Annotated in this window: 14 protein-coding genes; 8 read left to right on the top strand and 6 right to left on the bottom strand. The window is 44.5% G+C overall.

The window, feature by feature from the left end:
• Positions 1-40: 40 nt before the first annotated feature.
• The 3 genes from AC5JPO_RS12725 to AC5JPO_RS12715 all read right to left on the bottom strand — a co-directional run bounded on the left by AC5JPO_RS12725 (position 41) and on the right by AC5JPO_RS12715 (position 4,440).
• Positions 41-706, bottom strand: coding sequence for a DsbE family thiol:disulfide interchange protein (locus AC5JPO_RS12725; protein ID WP_319050644.1), 666 nt, complete (start codon positions 704-706; stop codon positions 41-43).
• 1 nt (position 707) lies between these two features.
• The gene (locus AC5JPO_RS12720) at positions 708-2,738 is read right to left on the bottom strand and encodes a heme lyase CcmF/NrfE family subunit (RefSeq protein WP_443526097.1); all 2,031 of its coding nucleotides are present in this window, start codon (positions 2,736-2,738) and stop codon (positions 708-710) included.
• 367 nt (positions 2,739-3,105) lie between these two features.
• Positions 3,106-4,440: a DUF445 domain-containing protein gene (locus AC5JPO_RS12715; RefSeq protein ID WP_319050646.1), complete on the bottom strand. Its 1,335-nt coding sequence runs from the start codon at positions 4,438-4,440 to the stop codon at positions 3,106-3,108.
• Positions 4,441-4,945: 505 nt separating this feature from the next.
• Here AC5JPO_RS12715 and mrdA point away from each other — a divergent pair.
• The 8 genes from mrdA (at position 4,946) to scpB (ending at position 13,184) form a co-directional block, all read left to right on the top strand.
• The gene (gene mrdA / locus AC5JPO_RS12710) at positions 4,946-6,943 is read left to right on the top strand and encodes a penicillin-binding protein 2 (protein WP_443526095.1); all 1,998 of its coding nucleotides are present in this window, start codon (positions 4,946-4,948) and stop codon (positions 6,941-6,943) included.
• A 105-nt stretch (positions 6,944-7,048) separates the two neighbouring features.
• Positions 7,049-7,750, top strand: coding sequence for a 16S rRNA (guanine(966)-N(2))-methyltransferase RsmD (gene rsmD / locus AC5JPO_RS12705; RefSeq protein ID WP_443526093.1), 702 nt, complete (start codon positions 7,049-7,051; stop codon positions 7,748-7,750).
• Between the two features lie 253 nt (positions 7,751-8,003).
• Complete coding sequence (gene rplM / locus AC5JPO_RS12700) at positions 8,004-8,432, top strand: 50S ribosomal protein L13 (protein ID WP_057761004.1); 429 nt, start codon at positions 8,004-8,006, stop codon at positions 8,430-8,432.
• Between the two features lie 10 nt (positions 8,433-8,442).
• Complete coding sequence (gene rpsI, locus AC5JPO_RS12695; protein ID WP_021813618.1) at positions 8,443-8,829, top strand: 30S ribosomal protein S9; 387 nt, start codon at positions 8,443-8,445, stop codon at positions 8,827-8,829.
• A 375-nt stretch (positions 8,830-9,204) separates the two neighbouring features.
• Positions 9,205-10,296 carry an LpxL/LpxP family acyltransferase gene (locus AC5JPO_RS12690; protein ID WP_443526090.1) on the top strand — a complete coding sequence of 364 codons (1,092 nt, stop codon included), beginning with the start codon at positions 9,205-9,207 and terminating at the stop codon, positions 10,294-10,296.
• A 132-nt stretch (positions 10,297-10,428) separates the two neighbouring features.
• Positions 10,429-11,514, top strand: coding sequence for a tryptophan--tRNA ligase (trpS, locus tag AC5JPO_RS12685; RefSeq protein WP_443526089.1), 1,086 nt, complete (start codon positions 10,429-10,431; stop codon positions 11,512-11,514).
• A 141-nt stretch (positions 11,515-11,655) separates the two neighbouring features.
• Positions 11,656-12,516 (top strand): segregation and condensation protein A, encoded by an 861-nt coding sequence (locus tag AC5JPO_RS12680; protein WP_443526396.1) that lies wholly within the window; start codon positions 11,656-11,658, stop codon positions 12,514-12,516.
• A 62-nt stretch (positions 12,517-12,578) separates the two neighbouring features.
• The gene (scpB, locus tag AC5JPO_RS12675) at positions 12,579-13,184 is read left to right on the top strand and encodes an SMC-Scp complex subunit ScpB (RefSeq protein ID WP_443526087.1); all 606 of its coding nucleotides are present in this window, start codon (positions 12,579-12,581) and stop codon (positions 13,182-13,184) included.
• A gap of 143 nt (positions 13,185-13,327) precedes the next feature.
• Here scpB and lolA read toward each other — a convergent pair whose 3' ends face one another.
• From lolA to rplU, 3 genes are all read right to left on the bottom strand, one after another.
• Positions 13,328-13,972 (bottom strand): outer membrane lipoprotein periplasmic chaperone LolA, encoded by a 645-nt coding sequence (gene lolA, locus AC5JPO_RS12670; RefSeq protein ID WP_493844410.1) that lies wholly within the window; start codon positions 13,970-13,972, stop codon positions 13,328-13,330.
• A 542-nt stretch (positions 13,973-14,514) separates the two neighbouring features.
• Complete coding sequence (gene rpmA, locus AC5JPO_RS12665; protein ID WP_319050653.1) at positions 14,515-14,772, bottom strand: 50S ribosomal protein L27; 258 nt, start codon at positions 14,770-14,772, stop codon at positions 14,515-14,517.
• A 91-nt stretch (positions 14,773-14,863) separates the two neighbouring features.
• Positions 14,864-15,175 (bottom strand): 50S ribosomal protein L21, encoded by a 312-nt coding sequence (gene rplU, locus AC5JPO_RS12660; protein ID WP_057761012.1) that lies wholly within the window; start codon positions 15,173-15,175, stop codon positions 14,864-14,866.
• Positions 15,176-15,703 lie beyond the last annotated feature (528 nt).

Raw genomic sequence — 15,703 nt, 5'->3', positions numbered from 1 at the left:
CTTGTTAGTTTTATAACCAGGGTTTTTATTTGATAGGCCATCATTTACATGCCTCCGCAACCTGATTCGGATCTGGACTGGTACCGTTATTATTGGCTTCGTTTAGCACCATCAAACAAGGCGTGATACGACTTTGCCAATTGCTCTCATTGATCTCACCGATAATATGCTGACGAATGATCCCCTCACCATCTACAACGAAGGTCTCAGGTGCACCCGTCAAACCCAAATCTAAAGCAAATTGCCCTGATAGATCCTGAATAGACATCGAGAATGGATCGCCGCCCCTATTTAGATAGCCCAATGCATCACCGATATCATCTTTGTAATTAATACCTACTAAGTTGACACCGCGCTCTTCTAGTGTCATCAAAAAAGGATGTTCAATGATACAAGTCGGACACCAAGAGCCCCAAATATTCATGAGGAATGGCTGATCTGGCAGGTTGTCATTGGTCATGATACGACTGGTATCTGACAACAATGGCAGCTCAAAAGCAGGCACAGGACGCTCAAGCGCGGTATTAGTCACAATATCGGTCGGTTTTCCCAGACGCATATATAGCATGGCAAGCAAGCCAACAAAAATTACTAAAGGTATTAAAAACCCTATTTTTAGTGATTTTTTACTTTTGGCTTTTCTGTTGCCTTGTTGAGCAGTACTGTGCTGCTTATTGTTGTCAGGTGTGTTGTTTGAGGCTGTCATATCAATGATCCCCTGTCTTTGTAACTGACGCATCCAAATCTGCAACCGTCGTAAACCCTGACTTTTTGGCAGCGATCTGTGCAGGTGTTCTGGTTTTTTTGATACGGTAACGATTGTCTAGCATACTGAGTAGGCCACCGAACGCCATAATAAGCGCACCCAGCCATATCCAGCGAATGAGCGGTTTGACATAGATACGGAACGCCCACTCGTTGCTGTCCTCAGCAATTGGCTCACCAAGTGCTACATACACATCACGCATCAGGCTGGCATCAATTGCTGCCTCTGTCATCGGCATCATACTGATAATATAGTTGCGTTTTTCAGGGTATAACGTGGTCACTTCTTTACCGTCTTTACTTACCGCAACCTCAGCTTGAGTAGCATCAAAGTTACTGCCTTTTACTTCGCTAAACCCTTGTACCGTAAAATCATAGCCTTGGACATTGACACTATCGTTCGGTCCGAGCGCCACATCACGTTCAATACTGAGCGTAGTGGTAAATGCCACACCAATAACTGCAACGAGCACCCCAATATGAGCAGTTTGTTGACCCCAATAACTTAGGCGCAACTGACGCAGTCCACTTAGACGACTTGGTGCGTTTTTGGTCTTGTCTTTAAAGTCGACCACCATCCAGAACAGCACCCAAAAGCTGACTGCCAACGTAACACCAATATTTAGTATCGCTGATGGACTGGTGAAATAAGCAATGATCGCGGCCAACACCAGACTACTTACGGCGATAACCATACCAGCACCCAGTAATGGACGGCTGTCTTGTTTCCAGCGGATATTAGAGCCCATACCCATTGCCACTAACAGTAGCCAGGTTAATGGCACAAATAGCGCGTTGAAGTACGGAGGACCAACAGAAACCTGACCCAGATTAAACGAATCAGCGATTATGGGATACAACGTCCCTAGCAATACGACCAAGGTCGAAATTAAAATGATAACGTTGTTAATCACTAAGAAGGACTCACGCGAAACCAGACGATACTGGCTCTCAACTGTCAGACGCCACCCACGTACCGCAAACATCAAAAGACCACCGCCAATAATCACCCCAAGAATGGCTAGAATCACCAAACCACGGGTCGGATCAGCGGCAAATGAATGCACTGAAGTGATGACACCTGAACGGACAAGGAATGTACCTAATAAACTGAGCGCAAAGGCGAAGATCGCTAGCATGATTGTCCATGCCTTGAATACGCCGCGCTTTTCAGTCACTGCAAGCGAGTGTAGTAACGCCGTACCTGCCAACCATGGCATCAGTGATGCGTTCTCCACAGGATCCCAGAACCACCAGCCGCCCCAGCCAAGCTCATAATATGCCCACCATGAACCAAGCGCGATACCAACCGTTAAGAAACCCCAAGCCGCCAGCGCCCACGGACGTGACCAACGTGTCCACACCGCGTCCAAGCGACCTTCCCACAGTGCTGCCATACAAAAAGCAAATGGCACAACCAAACCCACATAACCCATATAGAGCATCGGTGGATGAATGATCAAACCAAAATCTTGCAAAACAGGATTTAGATCCGCGCCATCGACGGGCAGATTGGGCAAGGTACGATCAAATGGTGATGAGGTGAAGATAAGCATCGCCAGCATCATCATCTGCACACCAGCCAATATGACAAGTACACGTGCACGCATCGTGAGAGGTAAACCGCGGCTAAAATAAGAGACCAGTGCACACCAGGTGGCCATAATGGTCATCCACAGTAGCAAGGACCCTTCATGACCGCCCCACGTCGCAGATAGCTTATAGTACCAAGGCAACAACGTATTGGAGTGCTGCGTGACGTAGACAAGACTAAAATCATTGTAATAAAAGCCTGCCATTAATGCTGCAAATGATGTGATCATGGCCGCAAATTGCGCCCATGCAAGACTTGGTGCTAGACGCTGCCAAGCGACATGGTCACGCATAACGCCAATAGTTGGTAGTACCACCTGCAAAATCGCCAGTATAAAAGCGGCCAGCAAGGCAAAATAACCCAATTCTGTGATTAACATACGGTCTAACCTTGTTTACCTTGGATACAATTAAGGGTTCACCGATGGCATTGCTAGCCACTGGCAAACGCTAAATAGTCCTTTATGCGGTCATAGTTTACGGTCAAAAACTGAGGTTTTAGTGGCTATAGACGCACCTAAAACCCGCTACTATCATTGAGAGGTATCAACGTGAATGGTTGATACAAAATGCTTATCTGTCACTGGTCTTACATTAGTTTATTGATTCAAACTGTATTAGATATTGCGGTGTGTGACTATTTAAAAATACTTATTATCGTATTCTTGCTCGCAGTGCGCTCACGATAGAATAATTGCATCAAAATCATAGCGTCTAAATTACAGCATCGAAGTTATGGTATCAATATCATGGCATTGAGGGGAAAAACACCAGCACCAGATGTAACCACCCCGCCAGGAATCCCGTCAGACCGCCCAATACAATCAAGGTCATCTCGTCTTCTCGAAAGGCAGGACGCAGTAGATTCTGAAACTCATTTGGCGTTAGCGCCCGTATCCTATCGCGAAACAGACCAAATATCTTACTGGCGCGACTTTCATTGAGCTCAGGATCACGCAGTGGTACCATCGTCGCTACAATTGACTTATCGATAATGGTGTTTTTGAGCTGCCCATAATCACGGCGACCCAACCCCACACGTAATGTCGTGCTGATTACGGGTGACTCTAGTACTGTATATAGATGTGACTTCATCAATTCACGAGTTTGCGCTGAACGATCACCATACATCATCTCATTCATGATGTTCTCAAGAGTGACCAAGTCTTTTACCACAATCTCAGCGAAAACTTCAGACACTTCCTCTTGGCGCTTCATAAAGCCGCCTTGCAAACGATACCTTGCGATATGCGGCATCACTGGCTTGATAAACGGGAAGCCGCTCTGTACCGTGAATAGCTTTAAGTAAGGTATAAAACGGGGCTCTACTGGATTGAATACCATCCAAATGGCAATCCAGTTGGTCAAAAATCCCCAAATCGCGGCAAAAAACGGTACGGTCCAATGCTGCGGCACCACCAAAAATATAAACATCTGAATAATACCAAACACCAAACCGATCAGTGCGCTGATATGCCAGATAAAATCGATCTCTTTTTGACCGACCCTTAGGAACATGTTAACCATCAGACGACGGTCGTTCTCCATCGTGTTAACGATCATCTTACGCATATCGACTAGATCTTCGACATGATAAGTCAAATCTGTCACCAGCGACTGCATGATACTGGGCAGCTCTTTGTGTGCTTGGGCATAGACACGGCGCTTTAGGGCGTAAGGCAGATTACCCCATAGGGCGGGCGAATGATCGAGCATAATCTCATCAATCAACGGCTCAAGATTTTTGTCCACCGTGTCAGTGACAAATAGCGCCATTTGCTCCGGTTCCATCGCCTTAAAAAATTCATCAAGCGAACCGAGTTTTGATAGCGTCTGATCAACGATGACGCCCGATATCTTGCCTGCTTTGCGCGGCACGATACCTTGCCAACCGATACCTGGCAACCCAAAAAACGGGAAATTCGGAATACGAATACCCCGAAACTTAATCGGGTAAAACAGCATCTTGAGTGCCATCCACACATGTACCCAAGTGACGAATGCCGTCACTGGTGGAATGGTCAGCATGGCAAAAAACTCTGGGTGTTCAGCGATTGTCTGCCACAATGAATTTACGTCCATGACTTCTCTAGTCCCTGACAGGTTAATTGTCGTTGCTACTATTGTCGTTACTGATAACAAGTGATTAGCAAATTAGAACGTTTCAAAAGACGCTCTGCCCGTAACAATTACGATAAAATAAATCGCCTGATTTTAGCATACTTGCCATTTATTAGCACATATAGACCCTCAGCAAGTTGTGACTAAAGATGACATCTTTTATACGGTATCTTTATTAGCAAAGATATCACCATGGCCCATCGCTTATAGAACGTATGGTCAGAACAAAATGAGCAGCCAAATACTGCACCCTTTCATTTGTTCTGTTATAATTTGTAGTGAAACAACAAAGACTCCCTACGTAACAGTCGATCGTACCAATCAACGCCTCATAAATTTCTCTCGTACCACGCTATGTGATTGAAACCATTTGCATTATCCTTTAGACTCACCGCACTTTGGTTGACCAAGCCGCCCATTTATTCCTCTTTTACTGACTCACTGACCAATTGGGCTCTGATTTTCTATGAATAAACCGCTAACTCCCAATACTGAGCAGGTCAATAGCACCTTTACTAACCGTATTATTATCTTTGGGATTTTGATATTGATTGGTTTGGGCGGCTTGATAACGCGTTATGGTTATCTGCAAGTCTATGCTCATGATAAATACACCACGCAGGCTGATAACAATCGTATCAAGCTCATATCTGCACCGCCTAGCCGTGGTTATATTTATGATCGTAATGGGATCATTTTGGCAGACAACCAACCCGTCTTTACTGCCATGTTAAGCCCCGATGAAGTCGACAATCCTGAGCGCACCTTGAAGTTGCTCGCGCCTATCTTTGACTTAACAGCAGAAGACATTACGGATATTCTGGCGCGTTTAAGCAAAAACAAAAACGATCCTGTCACCATCAAAATCGACTTAACGGAAGCGCAGCTGGCTCAGTTTAGCGAGCGCAAGCCTTTTTTTCGCGGGGTTTCTATTCAGAGTAAGCTGACACGCGACTACCCTTATGATGAGCTGTTTGCTCATGTTATCGGTTATGTTGGCCGTATAAATGATAAAGAATCTAAGCGTATAGACAAAGACCGCTATGCAGGTACTGACCTGATTGGCAAAATTGGCATCGAAGACTATTACGAAGATATTTTGCTCGGGCAACCAGGCTACCAGTCAGTAGAAACAGATGCTCATGGCAATATCTTGCGCCAATTGGACACCAAACCGCCAACCTCTGGTAATGATTTAACCCTGAGCTTGGACTATGGCTTACAGACCATCGCACAAAAGCAACTTGATGGTCGCCGCGGTGCAATTGTAGCGATAGATCCCAAAAATGGTGACGTATTGGCGTTTGTCAGTAACCCAAGCTACGACCCTAACCCGTTCATATCGGGCATCTCATTTAAAGACTACGACGCCCTGCGTGAGGACCTGGATCAGCCGTTATACAACCGCGCCTTACAAGGCACCTACCCACCCGGCTCTACTATCAAACCGTTCGAAGGTTTGGGCGGTATACATTATGGCTTGCGAGACTGGGACACTACTATTTACGACCCTGGTTACTTCAGCCTACCTGGCGACTCACATCGGTTCCGTGACTGGAAACGCGGGGGGCATGGTACGGTTGATTTAAAAAAATCTATCGCGATGTCAGTCGACACCTATTACTACAAGCTAGCATATGAGATGGGTATCCAGCGCTTGCACGACTGGATGGTACGTTTTGGTTTTGGGCAGGACACGGGTATCGACCTTCCTAATGAAAAATCAGGCATCATGCCCTCACCAAAATGGAAGCAAGACACTTATGATAAGAACTGGCTACCAGGCGAAACCATCTCTGTCAGTATTGGCCAAGGCTATTTCTTAGCCACACCGCTACAGATTGCCAACGCTACTGCCATGACCGCCAGTAAAGGGCAACATATTACCCCGCACTTGCTAAAAAGCAGCGATGGTGCCGCAAAGGTAAAAGTAATCACCAAACCAGATGGCAAAATTGATTATAACGGTAAGCCTTCTGACTGGTTACGTATGCACGATGCCATGGAGAGTGTGATAGAAGACGGAACAGGACGCGGTATCTACACCCCGCGCTACCGTATCGCTGGTAAAACAGGTACCGCGCAGGTAAAGTCTATCGCTCAGGGCAAACGCTATGATAAGTCTGCGATAGATAAGCGCCACTGGGATCATGCTTGGTTTAATGGCTTTGCGCCAGTAGAAGATCCACAAATTGCGCTTGCCGTGCTGGTCGAAAATGGTGGCGGTGGTAGTACTACAGCCGCTCCTATTGGCCGTGCGTTATTTGACTATTGGATGGTACAACGCAAAACTGATCCTGTACTACCGCCGTCACCCGATGAGCTAAAAGTCATCAAGCGACAAAAGGCATTTGAAAAAGCATTGCAAGACGCACTGCGTGAAAAAGAAGCAAAAGCTTTAGAAGCGCAGGAAGCGGCAGAAGCAGAGGTAGAAACACAGGCAGCAGCGGCAACCTCTGAATAGTAGTATTTGACCGTTATTGCTAAAAAACTATTACTGAGTAGATACTGCTAGGTACACCCATCTACATAAAACGCTTAAGCAAAACAGAGTATACGAGACCCCATAATGAAAAAACCCGCAAACGGACGCGTATCAAAAAAAACCCACAAAACAAAAAACGCAGCGGCAGGCGATGTACGTATCATTGGTGGACAGTTTAAGCGCCGTATTGTGAGCTTTATCGATGCAGAGGGGTTACGCCCCACCCCAGATCGCTTGCGTGAGACTCTGTTTAACTGGTTACTGGCTGATATTCATGGTGCACAGGTGCTCGACAGCTGTGCGGGCAGCGGCGTGTTAGGGTTTGAAGCCTTGTCTCGCGGCGCGGCACATACTACTTTTATCGAAGTGAATAGCGCCCAGAGCAACATGCTACGTCAGAGTGCCGAGCAGCTACGCCTTGATACCGCCACTTATAGCGTCATCACTGGCACTGCTGAGCAAGTACTGGGTCAAGCCCAACTGAAGCAAGACCAACCGGCTCAGCGACCTTTCGATATTGTATTCATCGATCCACCGTATGCTCAAGATCTGTGGCAGCCTATTTTGACCACGCTCATTACAAATGATTTGGTCGATACAAAGACGCTTATTTATTTAGAGGCAGATAAGGATTTAAGCGCTCAGCTTAAGCAGTTGGAAGAGACACTTAGTGAAAACCCAGATATTCATTTATCTAATACTCAGCAAATAATAAGCTTTAATTGTTTGAAACAAACCAAAGTCGGTCAAGTTGTTGCTGGACTTTATCAGCTGTCATTGTCATAATTGTACGGTAATTGCTAAGCGCATCATTAGCGATTATTTGTTAAGATCCTTTAGCAAAATCAATCAATACCTGTAAAAAATGTTTAAAACCGCTTAAAAACTGGCCTAACGCTGCAGTTTAATGTATAAAGGCGAAAATAAACCCCAATGCAGCTTGCAAGCGTAGGCGCTACTGCTTATAATGTGCAGTCTGTTTTTTGAGAGCCCCGTTCCCAGCTAAACTCTCAACGAATTCTAATTTTAAGGTTTTATCATGAAAACACTTAGTGCAAAACCAGCTGAAGTGACCCATGACTGGTATGTCGTAGATGCTGACGGCAAAACCCTTGGTCGCTTAGCCACTCAAATCGCAACTCGCTTACGTGGCAAGCACAAGCCTTCTTTTACTCCGCACGTTGATACTGGTGACTTTATTGTTGTCATCAATGCTGACAAAATCACGGTAACGGGTAAAAAAGCACAAGACAAAAAGTACTATCGTCACAGTGGCTACCCAGGTGGTATCAAAGAAACCAACTTCAATAAGTTGCTTGCACATAAGCCTGAAGATGTTCTACATAAAGCAGTTAAGGGTATGCTTCCAAAAGGCCCTCTTGGCTATGCAATGATCAAGAAGCTGAAGCTATATGCGGGTACTGATCATCCACATACTGCACAGCAACCTAAAGAACTAGACATCTAAGGATATACTTATGGAACGCAATTACGGAACTGGTCGCCGCAAGACGTCTACCGCTCGTGTCTTTTTATCAAAAGGTACTGGTAGTATCGTTGTTAACGGTAAGCCACTAGACGAATACTTCAGCCGTGAAACTTCACGCATGGTTGTTCGCCAGCCATTAGAACTATTAGACTCAGCTAATGCATATGACTTGTATGTCACTGTTGCAGGCGGCGGTATTAGTGGTCAAGCTGGCGCAATCCGCCACGGCATCACACGTGCATTGATCGAAGCTGACGAAACTTTGAAGCCTGCCCTAAAAGCAGCTGGTTTTGTTACTCGTGACTCACGTCAAGTTGAACGTAAGAAACTTGGTCTACGTAAAGCACGTAAACGTCCACAGTTCTCAAAACGTTAATCAAAGCGCTCTCTTATATTTTTGTTGCTATTGTCTTTTTCTCGGAGCGATAGTAGCAATATTCAATAAGAGAATAGTTTTGCAAAACCTTATAAGCTGTTTACAGCTTATAAGGTTTTTTTATGTCTATTAGAGGCGTATGACTCACGTGACTCTGTCTATGTAACTACGTTTACTGTAAGACTCTCCCCATAATGACGCTTATTGTCACTATTATTCTTTAAGATATTCTTAGAGAAAAATACTGCATATCAGTACTGCATAGTAGACACCTTCTAAAAATTCTAACTTGCAAAGCGTTTGACGCTACCCCATCATATCAATAACTTTTTATCATTAGCCGCGATGTCATAGACAGTGCTGTAGAAGGATATTATGAAAGCGCCTGAACAATACGATCACAGTAAACCCTCTAGCAATAGCAGCGTACCGTCACCAAGTATGCAGCAGTCAAACAAGTCGCCTAACATACCTGCTGGTACCCCAACGATTACGCAGAATCATAAGCGTACGGCGCAAGCAGATAAAAAGCCATTTCAGTGGCAGTTTTTAGCACCAAAATACTGGGGCATCTGGTTATTATTCTTGATTATGTTGCCAATGATGTATCTACCGCTACGCTGGCAATTTTGGCTCGGACGTCAGCTTGGTCGTTTGATTTATAATGCTGCGGGCTCACGCCGGCGTGACACCCTAATCAATCTCAAACTGGCATTCCCTGAAAAACCAGAAGCTGAACGCGAATTGATGGCCAAGCAAGTTTTTGTCAATCAAGGCATTGGTGTATTTGAAACCTTGTGCGCTTGGTTTCGCCCCAATGTGTTTACTAGAACAGTATCTATCTCAGGACTACAGCATCTGGTGAATGCTCAAAACGAGCAGCGGCCCGTCATCTTATTAGGTGCACATTACACCATGCTCGATTTGGGTGGTTTGCTGAGCGCGCAGTTTTTCCCTGTGGACTGCATGTACCGTACGCAAAACAATTCTTTATTAGACTGGTTTATTTATAATGGTCGTACCAATATATTTGGTAAGCAAATCTCTAGCCGAGATATGCGCAGCTTGGTCACATCAATCAAAGCAGGACACGTTATTTGGTATTCCCCTGATCAAGACTATGGTCTCAAGCAAGGCGTTATGGCACCATTCTTTGGCGTGCCAGCAGCGACGATTACGGCGTCACGCCGTATGGCAAAAATGGGTAACAAAGCCACGCCACCTGCGGTTATGGCGCTGCACACTTATCGACAGACACCAGACAGTCTGCCGCGTGGTAAGCGTCCACATTATCATCTGACTATCACCCCAGAGTTGGACAACTACCCAAGTCATGACGAGGTCGCTGACGCCACTCGAGTCAACGAGACGTTAGAAGGGCTCATTCGTATCGATCCTACCCAGTGGATGTGGTTCCATCGCCGTTTTAAACATGGGCCGAATGGTCGTACGGACATCTACAAGTAGACTTAGTATTTGGTAGACTTAATAGTTGAATGCTCAACAGGCCCCAATAAATTTGCTATACTTTACGGCTGATATTTCGCTTCTTTGACCCTATATTTATAATAACTTGATAAACAAAATAATGGATTTTTCATGAGTAATAACAGCACCTCTGGCAGCCAAGCTTCTGACCATTCAACTGAAAAAAAACGCATCCTAACTGGGATTAAACCGACTGGCATTCCACATTTAGGCAATTACGTTGGTGCGATTCGTCCCGCAATTGAATCCATCCAAAATAGTGATCACGAAGCGTTTTTCTTTTTGGCAGACTATCACGGTATTATTGGTTGCTACGACCCTGCTATCATCCATGAATCGACGAGAGCGATTGCGGCCACTTGGATTGCTTGTGGTCTCGATCCTGAGCGTGTGACGTTCTATCGTCAGTCAGATGTGCCTGAAATTCCAGAGCTCGCTTGGGTTTTGAACTGCTCATGTGCTAAGGGTCTCATGAACCGTGCCCATGCCTATAAGGCAGCAGTGGATATCAATACAGAAAAAGCCGATGTCGATCCTGATCAGGGAGTCACGATGGGGCTGTTTGGTTATCCTGTACTAATGGCAGCTGATATCTTGATGTTCAATGCGACCCATGTACCTGTTGGCCGTGACCAGGTTCAACATATCGAGATGGCACGCGATATCGCAGGTACGTTCAACCATCGATACAAAACACTCTTTACGCTACCGACAGCGGTTGTAGACAATGATATACCACTACTCACTGGCTTGGATGGTCGTAAGATGAGTAAAAGTTACAACAACACTATCCCCTTGTTTGGTGAGTCAAACCCGCAGGTCAGCTCAGAGAAACAAATGCACAAAGCCATCATGAAAATCGTGACCAACTCACAACTACCTGATGAGCCAAAAGACCCTGATGACTCTGCTCTGTTTGAGATTTATAAAGCATTTTCTACTCCTGAAGAAATTGCTGACATGCGTGCACAATATGCAGCCGGTATTGGCTGGGGCGATGCCAAGCAAGCGCTATTTGATAAGATCAATGATGAGATTGCGCCTTTCCGCGCGCGTTACGAAGAGCTCATGGCCAATCCAAAAGAGCTAGAAGAAATCTTGCAGATGGGTGCAAATAAAGCCCGTCGTCATAGCCGTAAGCAATTAGACAAGACTCGTCGCGCTATTGGTATCCGCCCTCTTGCCAAACTCAAGTAGTCGTTTGATTGTCGCCATTTATCACTACTAGAGCGGATACCAAACGTGCAGACTAAGCCAAACACCAAACAAGCGGCTTTATCAAAAGCCGCTTTGTTCCCACCAGTGGATAAAATATCTACCAATAGAATGTCCCAGTCTATGTATAGTCAAAGTGACTATGCTGAATCAGTCAGTCATGATACTGCTTTGCGTATTTATCAGACACCAGTACAGCATCTACCAGACGATCTTTATGTCCCGCCACAAGCGTTTGCGATTTGGTTGGAGCAGTTTGCGGGCCCTTTAGATTTCTTATTGTATTTGGTCAAAAAGAACAATGTCGATTTGACCCAAATGCCAATATTACCAATCACTGAGCAGTACCTTGCGTATATCAGTGAGTTGGATACTGAGCACTTTGAATTGGCAGGTGATTATCTCTTGATGGCCTCCACGCTTATTGCCATAAAGACAGAATTGCTCCTACCGACGCCTGATACGCCTACTGATGAACGCGACCCAAAAGCCGAACTGATTGAGCGTCTTGAGGAATATGCGCAAATTAAAGTAGCCAGTCAGCGCTTAGATGGTCTGGTACGTTTAGAGCGCGATGTGTTTTTAGCGATGGTCAGCATGCCTGGTCAAGAGGTTATGAACGCTGAATTACCCAGCTACTCACCAACATTATTGATTGAGAGCTTATTTAAGATGCAGCTGCAGCCAGACTATCACATGCATACTATTAAGGTTGACGCCGTACCACTCTCTGACCGTATTGCCAGTATCAGCAGGCAACTGAGCACTGATGGTGCGCGCTCCTTTTATGAGCTATTAGACAAATCACAGGGCAAGATAGGTGTTGTCGTCAGCTTTGTCGCAGTGCTTGAGCTGATAAAACGGCAGCTGGTCGGTGTGATTAGCTCTGAGTTAGATGATGAGGTGATAGCATCTGCTACCCATACTGCTGGTCAGCGGTATACAGATGAGTCCACAACACTGACATTGCAGTGGCTAGCCTAATACGCGTTAAAGCTATTTACGAACATTGTTTATCAAAAAATTGAAATAAGAGCGCATTTTAGATGGTAGATATTGACGAATCAAAGCCACATGATAAAACAGAACTTACAAGCACTGCTGCTTCTACTGAAGCAAATCGTGCTCATCTTGAGGAAACGAGTAAACACATCGAGGTACTATTGCATGCTTCAGAAGCGCCGCTAACAGCTCATGCGCTAAAGAAGCATTTGTCGTTATCCACGAAAGAGCTAAAACAAACCCTAGACGTATTGCAACAACGTCTAGACACAGGTGTGCTCAAACTACACGAAACAGCTAGTGGCTATCGCTTACAGATAGGTGATGATTACAGTCGTTTGATTCAGCGCGTCTTTCCGCAGCGTCAAGAACGCCTAAGCCAAGCACTACTTGAGACATTGAGCGTCATTGCTTATAAGCAACCTGTAACGCGCAATGATATCGAGCAAGTACGCGGTGTGACGCTATCAAGTAATATACTGCGGCAGCTATTTGATAAAGGATGGATCTTAGAGAAAGGCTATAAAGATACTTTGGGACGTCCAGCACTGCTTCATACTACTGCGCAATTCTTAGATGCGTTTGGGCTGAGTCATCTAGATGAGCTACCACCGATGCCAGATATAGATACCATACGAGCGATGTCTTAATTTTTCTATTAGACAACTCAAACTACTCTCATAAAAAAGGACAGACCCCGTAGAATCTGTCCTGTTTATTAGATGTTTAATCTTACTTATACTGAGGTAAAACCTATTGAGCCACTCACCTATTAGTATTTGGTGATTAGTCTTTACTGATTAATGACATCAACGCCTTTTGGTGGGTTGAATTTAAACTGGCTGCTACCGATGCTAGGGTTCATTTTGATACCACTGAACTTAATAGAAGTCGTTTGACCTAGGGTATCGTTTAATACCATCATGACAGGTTTACCACCGCTAAAGCTCATTGATAGGCTCTTAAAGCTAGCGCTGTCTGATTTTGGATACAGCACATAGTAGTTTTTATTGCTGTATGGCTGAGTAATCTTGAAGTTCTGATCAATCTTGCTTGGATCACCTGATAATAACAACGCTGGCGTATTACCTACTTGGCTGTCGACGTTTTGCTTAGTCGCTTGTTCTAAATCTTTATCATAGATCCACATAGAGTTACCGTTGGCCACGATCAGCTGCTCTGATGGTGACTTGGTCTCCCAGCGGAAGTTATTGGGACGCTGGACGCTCATAGAGCCTGTGAAAGTACCGCTGCTAGCCCCTTTCGTTGTTTGGCTAAAATTCGCAGTCATACTCTTGGTATTGGTCAACAACTTGTTCAAGCGTTTGGCTGCCGTCATATTGTCAGCAGGTGCCGCTGTAGCAGACTGAGTCAATGCCATCATAGGGGCGGCGATACCAAGTGAGGTCATCAATACCCCTGCCAAAGCCCCACTCATTACTTTTTGTTTGGTCGTTTGTTTCGTAGATACAGTCATCATAAATCCTCTCTAAAAAAGCACAGTTGCTTTAAAAATAGTCGCTTTAAAAATATTTACTTAAAATAAAACAGTTTATTAAAATTTTTATCTTCTAAAAATGCTTATGTTTGCCAGTATCGAACCGGTATCAATCAGCAATGGCAACAGTGTGCCAGTTTTTTTATTATGCGCCTAGTCATGATTTGCAATCATTACTACGCCTGCCATACACGCTTGTAACCAATACAGTTACACAGTGAAATATGTCTTTATCGTCATTAGCTATGAGTCTTATTTTGAAAAAATAGTTGGGATAGAATTTTAGACCATTGGAACTGTTTGATGAATCGGGACGGTTTGATGGTAGATAGTTCGTGAAGACTTAATTCTTGAGTATATCGTTTTTGTATCGGTTGATAGGACTCTATAAACGCAAAAATCCCCTATTACCATCAGGCAGTAGGGGATTTTTTAATTATCTGATCATTCTATCCAAAGAACAAAACGACCTACATAGATAATTATGCGTTTTCAACCGTAACATAACGACGGTTAAATTTACCTTTGGTCTCAAACTTTACAACACCGTCATTTAGTGCAAATAAAGTATGATCACGACCCATGCCAACGCCTTCGCCTGCGTGGAATTCTGTACCACGTTGACGAACGATGATGTTACCAGCTACGATAGCTTGGCCACCAAAGATTTTTACGCCTAGCATTTTTGGGTTTGAATCACGACCGTTACGGCTCGAACCGGCAGCTTTTTTATGTGCCATGAGAAAATCTCCTTGTTAATGTGACTTATCGCTTATGCGACAACTCTTAAGCATTTAGTGCGCTATTTAGCAATGTTTGCTAAATGGGTAATTAGGCATTAATGGCTTTGATTTTTAACAAGGTATACCATTGGCGGTGACCTTGCTCTTTGTGGTAATGCTTACGGCGGTTGTGCTTGATGATACGGATTTTTTCGCCGCGACCATGCTCAACAACTTCAACTTCTACGCTAGCGCCATCAACAACAGGCTGACCGATTTTGACGTTATCGCCGTCAACAACCATCAACACGTCTTCAAATTTGATTGTTTCGCCTTTTTCTGCTTTTAGCAATTCAACTTTAAGCAATTCATCGACGACTACACGGTGCTGTTTACCACCAGTTTTAATTACTGCGTACATTGTATGACTCCGTTTAACCCGTGTGCCGTGGCTGATGTTATACCAACGCTTTTACGACGAACACGACAGGGAAAAATTAAAGGCAAGATTCTACGGCTTTTTGCTCATAAAAGCAAGCCGCGCCTCTTGTTTTTGTAAGGTGATTACACTAAATCACCATCGCTTATGTGACGACAAGTTCTATAAATGATTAGAACGCCGTAGATGACCATTCTAATCAGACTCTAGAAGTCATCATTTCGATCGATGGTTTGAGCCTAACGGGAGCTATTATAACTTATACAATCAGTTACTTACAGTCCTTTATCAAGCCATTATGTGACTACAGCATCATTTAATAAGTGAACCACTGTATGATCCAAGTATGCGATACCTTTTATCAATTACAAGCTACTCTTTATATACAGTAATGCGTTTGTAGCGTAATGCCGACCTCTTCTGTCATCTACTTTAACCCACAATTTTCGCAGACAGCTATGCTATTATAAGCCAAACGATACCTTACCCATGGATGGACGACATCAAGGT

The organism is Psychrobacter sp. H25 (assembly GCF_059076335.1).
This window is presented reverse-complemented; position numbering and strand designations above follow the sequence as displayed.

Excerpts from the sequence above, each read along its gene's own strand:
- rsmD (WP_443526093.1), top strand. The coding sequence starts at position 7,049 with ATGAAAAAACCCGCAAACGGACGCGTATCAAAAAAAACCCACAAAACA.
- trpS (WP_443526089.1), top strand. The coding sequence starts at position 10,429 with ATGAGTAATAACAGCACCTCTGGCAGCCAAGCTTCTGACCATTCAACT.
- lolA (WP_493844410.1), bottom strand. The coding sequence starts at position 13,972 with ATGAGTGGGGCTTTGGCAGGGGTATTGATGACCTCACTTGGTATCGCC.
- AC5JPO_RS12690 (WP_443526090.1), top strand. The coding sequence starts at position 9,205 with ATGAAAGCGCCTGAACAATACGATCACAGTAAACCCTCTAGCAATAGC.
- mrdA (WP_443526095.1), top strand. The coding sequence starts at position 4,946 with ATGAATAAACCGCTAACTCCCAATACTGAGCAGGTCAATAGCACCTTT.
- scpB (WP_443526087.1), top strand. The coding sequence starts at position 12,579 with ATGGTAGATATTGACGAATCAAAGCCACATGATAAAACAGAACTTACA.
- rplU (WP_057761012.1), bottom strand. The coding sequence starts at position 15,175 with ATGTACGCAGTAATTAAAACTGGTGGTAAACAGCACCGTGTAGTCGTC.
- rplM (WP_057761004.1), top strand. The coding sequence starts at position 8,004 with ATGAAAACACTTAGTGCAAAACCAGCTGAAGTGACCCATGACTGGTAT.
- rpsI (WP_021813618.1), top strand. The coding sequence starts at position 8,443 with ATGGAACGCAATTACGGAACTGGTCGCCGCAAGACGTCTACCGCTCGT.
- rpmA (WP_319050653.1), bottom strand. The coding sequence starts at position 14,772 with ATGGCACATAAAAAAGCTGCCGGTTCGAGCCGTAACGGTCGTGATTCA.
- AC5JPO_RS12720 (WP_443526097.1), bottom strand. The coding sequence starts at position 2,738 with ATGTTAATCACAGAATTGGGTTATTTTGCCTTGCTGGCCGCTTTTATA.
- AC5JPO_RS12715 (WP_319050646.1), bottom strand. The coding sequence starts at position 4,440 with ATGGACGTAAATTCATTGTGGCAGACAATCGCTGAACACCCAGAGTTT.
- AC5JPO_RS12725 (WP_319050644.1), bottom strand. The coding sequence starts at position 706 with ATGACAGCCTCAAACAACACACCTGACAACAATAAGCAGCACAGTACT.
- AC5JPO_RS12680 (WP_443526396.1), top strand. The coding sequence starts at position 11,656 with ATGTATAGTCAAAGTGACTATGCTGAATCAGTCAGTCATGATACTGCT.